The organism is Kluyvera ascorbata ATCC 33433, from assembly GCF_000735365.1.
Classification (GTDB): Bacteria; Pseudomonadota; Gammaproteobacteria; order Enterobacterales; family Enterobacteriaceae; genus Kluyvera; species Kluyvera ascorbata.
Map to the genome: position 1 here is coordinate 1 of NZ_JMPL01000163.1, position 7,870 is coordinate 7,870.

The following is a 7,870-nucleotide window of genomic DNA, read 5'->3' on the forward strand; positions in this document are numbered from 1 at the left end:
CTGAACAGCGGCGGCAGCGGCTCGCTGAAGAACAGCGGCTGCCAGTATTCAATACCGGCAGGCAGCGTACCTTTGCTGACCTGCTGATAGATATGTTCAGCATCGCGCTTCACGTCGAACTTATCGCGCCATTGGCTGCGGAACAGTTCGATGGCGGTTTTGTCAGTCGGGAATTCGTGTGCGGGAAGCAGGTTAATGGCGTCTACTTCTTCGAGCGTGCGCTGGCTGTCAACGTCGAAGACGCGCAGGCTGTCGATTTCATCGTCGAAGAAGTCGAGGCGGTAAGGCTGTTCGCTGCCCATCGGGTAGAGGTCAAGCAGCGCACCGCGGGTGGCGTACTCCCCGTGCTCCATCACCTGATCCACATGACGATAGCCCGCGCTTTCGAGCTGGTTACGCAGCGCATCGCGTGACAGGCGCTGGCCTTTTTTCATCACCAGCGCATGGCCGTGCAGGAAGCTGTGCGGGCAGACGCGCTGCATCAGCGTGCTCACCGGCACAATCAGTACGCCGCGCTGCATCGTGGGCAGTTGGTACAGCGTCGACAGGCGTGAGGAGATAATATCCTGATGCGGAGAGAAGCTGTCGTAAGGCAGCGTTTCCCAGTCGGCGAGGTTCATCACCAGATTATCGGTAAACTGGCCGATTTCATCGTGCAGACGCAGCGCATTTTGCATATCCGGGGCGATAAGCACCACCGGACCGGCGTGACGTTCGGCGATTTCTGCCACCAGCGTCGCGCAGGCGGCACCGGTCAGTTCGCCAAGCTGGCGCTGGTCGCCAGGTTTACTCGGTAGGTCGTAACGGGCATGTTCAGGCATAGTCGGCGCACGTTCTCCAGAAAGCCGTGTCTTCACGGTAATAATATAAATTTGCTGTACTTATTATCCGTGATGGCGGCGGGAGTGCAACCGCTGAAAATAGCGAAACCGGTGGATCAGAGAGTTTGTCGCTTCTGCTGGCTCAGCTTGCGGTACTGCTGCGGTGACATTCCAACGTAGCGGCTGAAGGTGCTGTAGAAGCGGCTGCTGGAACGAAAGCCTGCCGTCATTGCCACATCAAGAATAGTTTTGTCGGTATCGCTCAGCAGGGCGCGTACGTGGTTAATACGCATCGCCGTAATGTACTGCTTTAAGGTGAGCTGCATGACGCGCTGAAAAATGCCCATCGCATAGTTAGCGTTGAGCTTGACGTGATCCGCCACGTCGTCGATGGTCAGCGCCTGATCGTAGTTATCGGCAATAAAGCCCAGCATTTGGCTGACGTAAAACTGCGCGTGCCGCGAGACGCTGTTCTTGTGGGTACGCGAGGTTTTGTTGAGCAGAATCGGCTGCCAGCCCGAGAGGCTAAAGCGCTTGAGCATCAGGCCGATCTCATCGATCGCCAATTGGCGAATCTGTTCGTTGGGGCTGTAGGCCTCTTGCTGCCAGCGCAAAACTTCAAAGGTGCTGAGCTGCTGGGTCGCCAGCGATTGCACCACCATGCCGTGGGTGACGTGGTTAATCAGCTCCCGGTCCAGCGGCCAGGAGAGAAACAGATGCATCGGTAGGCTGAAAATCGCCATCTGCCGACAGTCGCCTGGCCGCGTCAACTGATGCGGAGTACAGGCCCAGAACAGCGTAATGTGACCCTGTTTTATCTGCACCACTTCGTTGTTAATCAGGTATTCCACATCGCCGTCAAACGGTACGTTAACCTCTACCTGACCGTGCCAGTGGCTGGCGGCCATCGCGTGCGGCCGACGGAGCTCAATGTCCATACGCTGATATTCGGAATAGAGCGACAGCGGGCTGCGGGTCTGTTTTTCGTCGCCGTTGCACATATGCGGGTCGCGGGGCAGAAAGGTAATTGGCTCGTCGCTCATGGTAACTCCGTTTCCTGAAATATCAGAATCATGCCAGCAGGGCGGCCTCAAATGCCGCCGCTATCATTGATATTAGCCTGATTAGCAGGCCGGATACTCTGCTTTCTAGTCTATTTACTCCCAAAAACTCAGATCTTGTCGCGACCACCCTCTGATCTGAGCTTTTGGGAATGCTCGCCGGGGAAGACGGAGGTTTTCGCCCGGAGCGCATGCCACGATAAAGGCGTTCACTACTGTTTCTGGAGAGTCATGATGACAGCACCAAAAATTACCTTTATCGGCGCGGGTTCGACCATTTTCGTGAAAAATATTCTGGGCGATGTTTTTCATCGCGAGGCGCTTAAATCGGCGCATATCGCGCTGATGGATATCGACGAAACGCGTCTTGAAGAGTCGCACATCGTTGTGCGCAAACTGATGGATTCAGCCGGTGCATCCGGTCATATCACCTGTCATACCGACCGCAAAGCGGCGCTACAGGGGGCCGATTTTGTTGTGGTCGCCTTCCAGATTGGCGGCTACGAGCCGTGTACCGTTACCGACTTTGAAGTCTGCAAGCGCCACGGACTGGAGCAGACGATTGCCGATACCCTCGGCCCTGGCGGTATCATGCGTGCGCTGCGCACCATCCCGCATCTGTGGCAAATTTGCGACGACATGACTGAAGTCTGTCCTGACGCCACGATGCTCAACTACGTCAATCCGATGGCGATGAACACCTGGGCCATGTACGCCCGTTATCCGCACATCAAGCAGGTGGGGCTGTGTCACTCGGTGCAGGGAACGGCGGAAGAGCTGGCACGCGATCTGAATATTGACCCTGCGACGCTGCGCTATCGCAGCGCCGGGATTAACCATATGGCGTTCTACCTGGAGCTGGAGCGTAAAACCGCCGACGGTCGCTACGTTAACCTCTACCCAGAACTGCTGGCCGCCTATGAAGCCGGCCAAGCGCCGAAACCAAATATTCACGGCAATGAGCGCTGCCAGAATATCGTGCGCTATGAGATGTTTAAAAAACTGGGCTATTTTGTCACCGAATCGTCAGAGCACTTTGCGGAGTACACCCCGTGGTTTATCAAGCCGGGGCGCGAGGATCTGATTGAACGCTACAAGGTGCCGTTGGACGAGTATCCGAAACGTTGCGTCGAGCAGTTGGCGAACTGGCATAAAGAGCTGGAAGAGTACAAAACCGCCGATCGCATTGATATTAAGCCGTCGCGCGAATACGCCAGCACCATTATGAATGCTATCTGGACCGGTGAACCGAGCGTGATTTACGGCAACGTCCGTAACGACGGCCTGATTGATAACCTGCCGCAGGGAAGCTGCGTTGAGGTGGCATGCCTGGTGGACGCCAACGGTATTCAGCCAACCAAAGTAGGGGCGATTCCGTCGCATCTGGCCGCCATGATGCAAACCAACATCAACGTGCAGACGCTGCTGACCGAAGCGATTCTGACCGAAAACCGCGACCGCGTTTACCATGCGGCGCTGATGGACCCGCACACCGCCGCGGTGCTGGGCATTGAAGAGATTTATGCGCTGGTGGATGACCTGATTGCCTCACACGGCGACTGGCTACCGGCCTGGCTGCACCGTTAATCCAAATTGCGCCGGGCGTAAGACCTGGCGCTTACCTCTCTAATAACAGAAGGCGGGCGCTGGTAACAGTGACCCGGTACCCTATGAGCATCTCTCTGACAACAAAACTCAGTTACGGATTCGGTGCGTTTGGTAAGGATTTCGCCATCGGTATCGTCTACATGTACCTGATGTACTACTACACCGACGTGGTGGGATTATCGGTGGGCCTGGTGGGCACGCTGTTTCTGGTGGCTAAAATCTGGAACGCGTTTAACGACCCGATCATGGGTTGGGTGGTGAACGCCACGCGAACGCGGTGGGGCAAGTTTAAGCCGTGGATCCTGCTCGGCACGCTGGCGAACTCGCTGGTGCTGTTTTTACTGTTCAGCGCTCATTTGTTTGAAGGCACTACGCAGGTGGTGTTCGTCTGCATCACCTACATTCTGTGGGGCACGACCTACACCTTGATGGATATTCCATTCTGGTCGCTGGTGCCGACCATTACCCTGGACAAGCGCGAACGCGAACAGCTGGTGCCGTTCCCGCGCTTTTTTGCCAGCCTCGCCGGGTTTGTCACCGCAGGGATAACGCTGCCGTTCGTGAACTACGTGGGCGGAGAGGACCGTGGATTTGGCTTCCAGATGTTCACGCTGGTGCTGATCGCGTTCTTTATCGCCTCGACGATTGTCACGCTGCGCAACGTCCATGAAGTCTTTTCATCAGACAGCGATGCCACGGCGGACAGCAGCCGCCTGTCGCTGAAATCGATCCTTGCCCTCATCTACAAAAACGACCAGCTCTCCTGTCTGCTGGGAATGGCGCTGGCCTACAACGTGGCGTCGAATATCATCACCGGTTTTGCCATTTACTATTTCACCTACGTGGTTGGCGATGCGGACCTGTTCCCGTACTACCTCTCTTATGCGGGGGCGGCCAACCTGCTGACGCTGGTGCTGTTCCCGCGTCTGGCGAAGGCGCTATCGCGTCGGGTGCTATGGGCGGGGGCGTCAATCCTGCCGATGGTCAGCGGCGGCGTGCTGTTGCTGATGGCGCTGGCGGGATCGGCAAACGTGCTGGTTATCTGCATTGCGGGGATTTTCCTGAATATCGGCACCGCGCTGTTCTGGGTATTGCAGGTGATTATGGTGGCGGATACCGTCGACTACGGGGAGTACAAGTTTAACGTCCGCTGCGAGAGCATCGCCTACGCGGTGCAGACGATGGTGGTGAAGGGCGGGTCGGCGTTTGCCGCCTTCTTTATCGCGGTGGTGCTCGGGGTGATTGGCTATACGCCAAACGTTGCCCAGTCTGCCGAAACCGTGCTCGGCATGCAGTTCATCATGATTGTGCTGCCGGTCGTGTTCTTTGCGATTACCCTGGTGCTCTATTTCCGCTACTACCGCTTGAACGGCGACCAGCTGCGTAGAATTCAGATTCACCTCTTGGATAAATATCGCAAAGTACCGACGCCCGCCGCACCGCAAGAGGTGCCGGTAACTCCGCTTGCCGTAACTCGCGATGCGCAGGCGTAACCATGGAGTGGGCTTCTTTGATTGGTTATGCGGCCGCCTGCCTGACGACGCTGTCGTTTTTACCGCAGGCGATTAAAGTGATCGCCACCCGCAACACCCAGGGGATCTCCGGCCTGATGTACATCATGTTCGTTTGCGGACTGGTCATGTGGCTGATTTACGGCGTGATGATTGAAGATACGGCAGTTAGCATGGCGAATTTTATGACGCTGGTGTTCGCCATGCCGATTTTGATTATCAAGTTCCGTCGCGGATAGGGAAGATTGTCGGATAGGCGTTAGCGCCATCCGGCAGCTTTTAACTGTCGGCAGTGCCAGCCCGCCAGCACAATCACCGTCGTCAACGCGCCTAACAGCGCGCAGAACATATCTGACTGGGTATCCCACGGGTCGCCCTGGGTACCGAGAAAATCATCCGCGCCTTGCCCTTCGCCAGCGCTGCCCACCACTCAATCAGCTCGTAGGTTGCGCTAATGGCGAGGGCGACACAGCAGACCAGAAACGCCAGCATCTTACGCCCGCGCACGATGTGTCCGCGTAGCAGGATTTCTCGCGTCGCCAGCGCCGGTACCAGCCCCTGGAAGAAATGCCCCAGTTTGTCGTACGGGTTACGGCTGAGGTCAAACCAGGCCTGCACGTCAAAACCAATCGGTACCTTCGCGTAGGTGTACTGGCCGCCGACCATCAGAATGATAGCGTGAAAGAAAATCAGCGTGTAGAGCAGCGGAGTGAGGGGATAGCGTTTCGCCGTGAATAGCAGCAGCGGCACGACGATAATCACCGGGGTGACTTCCATCAGCCAGGTCACTTTTTCAGCGGCACTTACGCCGGTATAAATCAGGAACAGCGCCAGAAGCGCCGCGCCTGCGGATAGCAGAAGAGGATTGACGGTGCGGATCATCATGAATTCGCAAATAAAGGGAAAACAACACTATTGTCCGTGACGGCCAAAATTTCAATGTTTGTGTCCTTTCGTCAGCGATTGTCAGCCTTGCGCTTACGGTTCAGTCATTTACCCATTCCGCTTTCGCTTATATACTCGTGCTTCTGCTATCAGCAACCAGACGGATTACATGTACCAACCTGTCGCACTATTTATCGGCCTGCGCTACATGCGTGGGCGAGCAGCGGACCGCTTCGGTCGCTTTGTTTCCTGGCTGTCGACTATCGGCATTACGCTTGGCGTAATGGCGCTGGTGACCGTACTTTCGGTGATGAACGGCTTTGAACGCGAGCTGCAAAACAACATCCTGGGGCTGATGCCGCAGGCCATTCTGACGGCGGATCAAGGCTCCCTCAACCCGCAACAGCACCCGGAATCGAGCGCGAAGCTACAGGGCGTAACGCGCGTTGCGCCGCTCACCACCGGTGACGTGGTGCTGCAAAGCGCGCGCAGCGTCTCGGTTGGGGTGATGCTGGGTATCGACCCGGCGCAAAAAGATCCGCTCACGCCGTACCTGGTCAACGTCAAACAGACCGATCTTACTGCCGGAAAATATAACGTCATTCTCGGCGAGCAGCTTGCCGGGCAGCTTGGGGTGAATCGTGGCGATCAAATTCGCGTGATGGTGCCTTCTGCCAGCCAGTTTACGCCGATGGGCCGCCTGCCGAGCCAGCGTCTGTTCACGGTGATTGGCACCTTTGCTGCCGACAGTGAAGTCGATGGCTACCAGATGCTGGTCAATATCCAGGATGCGTCCCGCCTGATGCTCTACCCGCTGGGAAATATCACCGGCTGGCGTCTGTGGCTGGAACAACCGCTGCAGGTAGACACTCTGAGCCAACAAACGCTGCCGCAGGGCACCAAATGGCAGGACTGGCGCGAGCGTAAAGGCGAGCTGTTCCAGGCCGTGCGCATGGAAAAAACATGATGGGGCTGCTGCTGAGCCTTATCGTGGCGGTGGCCGCGTTTAATATCATCACATCGCTTGGGCTGATGGTCATGGAGAAGCAGGGCGAAGTCGCCATTCTGCAAACCCAGGGGCTGACGCCGCGGCAGATCCTTACCGTCTTTATGGTGCAGGGCGCCAGCGCGGGCATTATCGGCGCGCTGTTAGGCGCGGTGCTTGGCGTGCTGCTGGCCAGCCAACTTAACAATTTAATGCCGATTATCGGCGCGTTCCTCGACGGCGCGGCGCTGCCGGTTGCCATCGAGCCGCTGCAGGTTATCGTGATTGCGCTGGTGGCGATGGCACTGGCGCTGCTGTCGACGCTTTATCCTTCATGGCGCGCTGCCGCCACTCAACCCGCTGAGGCTTTACGTTATGAATAAGATCCTGTTGCAATGCGACAACCTGTGCAAACGCTATCAGGAAGGCAATGTGCAAACCGACGTTCTGCACAATGTCAGCTTCAGCATTGGCGAAGGCGAAATGATGGCGATTGTCGGTACCTCCGGTTCCGGCAAAAGTACGCTGCTGCATTTGCTTGGCGGGCTGGATACGCCGACTTCCGGCGACGTGATTTTCAGCGGTCAGCCGATGAGTAAACTCTCAACGGCGGCAAAAGCCGAACTGCGTAACCAGAAGCTTGGCTTTATCTACCAGTTCCACCATCTGCTGCCGGACTTCACCGCGCTGGAAAACGTGGCAATGCCGCTGCTGATTGGCAAAAAGAAGCCGCCGAAATCAACACGCGCGCGCTGGAAATGCTGAAAGCGGTTGGGCTTGAGCATCGTGCCCATCACCGTCCGTCGGAGCTTTCCGGCGGTGAGCGTCAGCGCGTGGCGATTGCCCGTGCGCTGGTCAATAACCCGCGCCTGGTACTGGCCGATGAACCAACCGGTAACCTCGATGCGAAAAACGCCGACAGCATCTTCAAGCTGTTGGGCGAACTGAACCAGTCGCAGGGCACCGCTTTCCNGGTGGTCACGCACGACCTTCAACTGG

Annotated in this window: 4 protein-coding genes and 4 pseudogenes; 5 read left to right on the plus strand and 3 right to left on the minus strand. The window is 56.9% G+C overall.

Annotation, left to right across the window (positions count from 1 at the left end):
- Both GKAS_RS21830 and melR read right to left on the minus strand, forming a co-directional pair.
- Positions 1–821 (minus strand): annotated as a pseudogene (locus GKAS_RS21830) (transcription-repair coupling factor); the annotation flags it as partial.
- Between the two features lie 116 nt (positions 822–937).
- Entirely contained in the window at positions 938–1,864 is a 927-nt protein-coding gene (gene melR / locus GKAS_RS21835) for a transcriptional regulator MelR (RefSeq protein WP_035897436.1), read from the minus strand.
- A gap of 249 nt (positions 1,865–2,113) precedes the next feature.
- Between melR and melA the strand changes: the two genes are divergently transcribed.
- The 3 genes from melA to GKAS_RS21850 all read left to right on the plus strand — a co-directional run bounded on the left by melA (position 2,114) and on the right by GKAS_RS21850 (position 5,240).
- Positions 2,114–3,469, plus strand: a complete 1,356-nt coding sequence (gene melA, locus GKAS_RS21840; protein ID WP_115074677.1) for an alpha-galactosidase — start codon at positions 2,114–2,116, stop codon at positions 3,467–3,469.
- An 83-nt stretch (positions 3,470–3,552) separates the two neighbouring features.
- A complete protein-coding gene (gene melB / locus GKAS_RS21845; RefSeq protein ID WP_035897441.1) occupies positions 3,553–4,983 on the plus strand; it encodes a melibiose:sodium transporter MelB in 1,431 nt (476 codons plus the stop codon).
- 2 nt (positions 4,984–4,985) lie between these two features.
- Positions 4,986–5,240, plus strand: a complete 255-nt coding sequence (locus GKAS_RS21850) for a SemiSWEET transporter (RefSeq protein ID WP_035897442.1) — start codon at positions 4,986–4,988, stop codon at positions 5,238–5,240.
- A 20-nt stretch (positions 5,241–5,260) separates the two neighbouring features.
- Here GKAS_RS21850 and GKAS_RS21855 read toward each other — a convergent pair.
- A pseudogene (locus tag GKAS_RS21855) lies at positions 5,261–5,883 on the minus strand (DUF2238 domain-containing protein).
- Between the two features lie 172 nt (positions 5,884–6,055).
- On the opposite strand from GKAS_RS21855, the pseudogene lolC reads away from it, so the two are divergent.
- Both lolC and lolD read left to right on the plus strand, forming a co-directional pair.
- Positions 6,056–7,254, plus strand: a pseudogene (gene lolC, locus GKAS_RS21860) (lipoprotein-releasing ABC transporter permease subunit LolC).
- Positions 7,247–7,870, plus strand: a pseudogene (gene lolD / locus GKAS_RS24995) (lipoprotein-releasing ABC transporter ATP-binding protein LolD); the annotation flags it as partial. The pseudogenes lolC and lolD, both read left to right, overlap by 8 nt.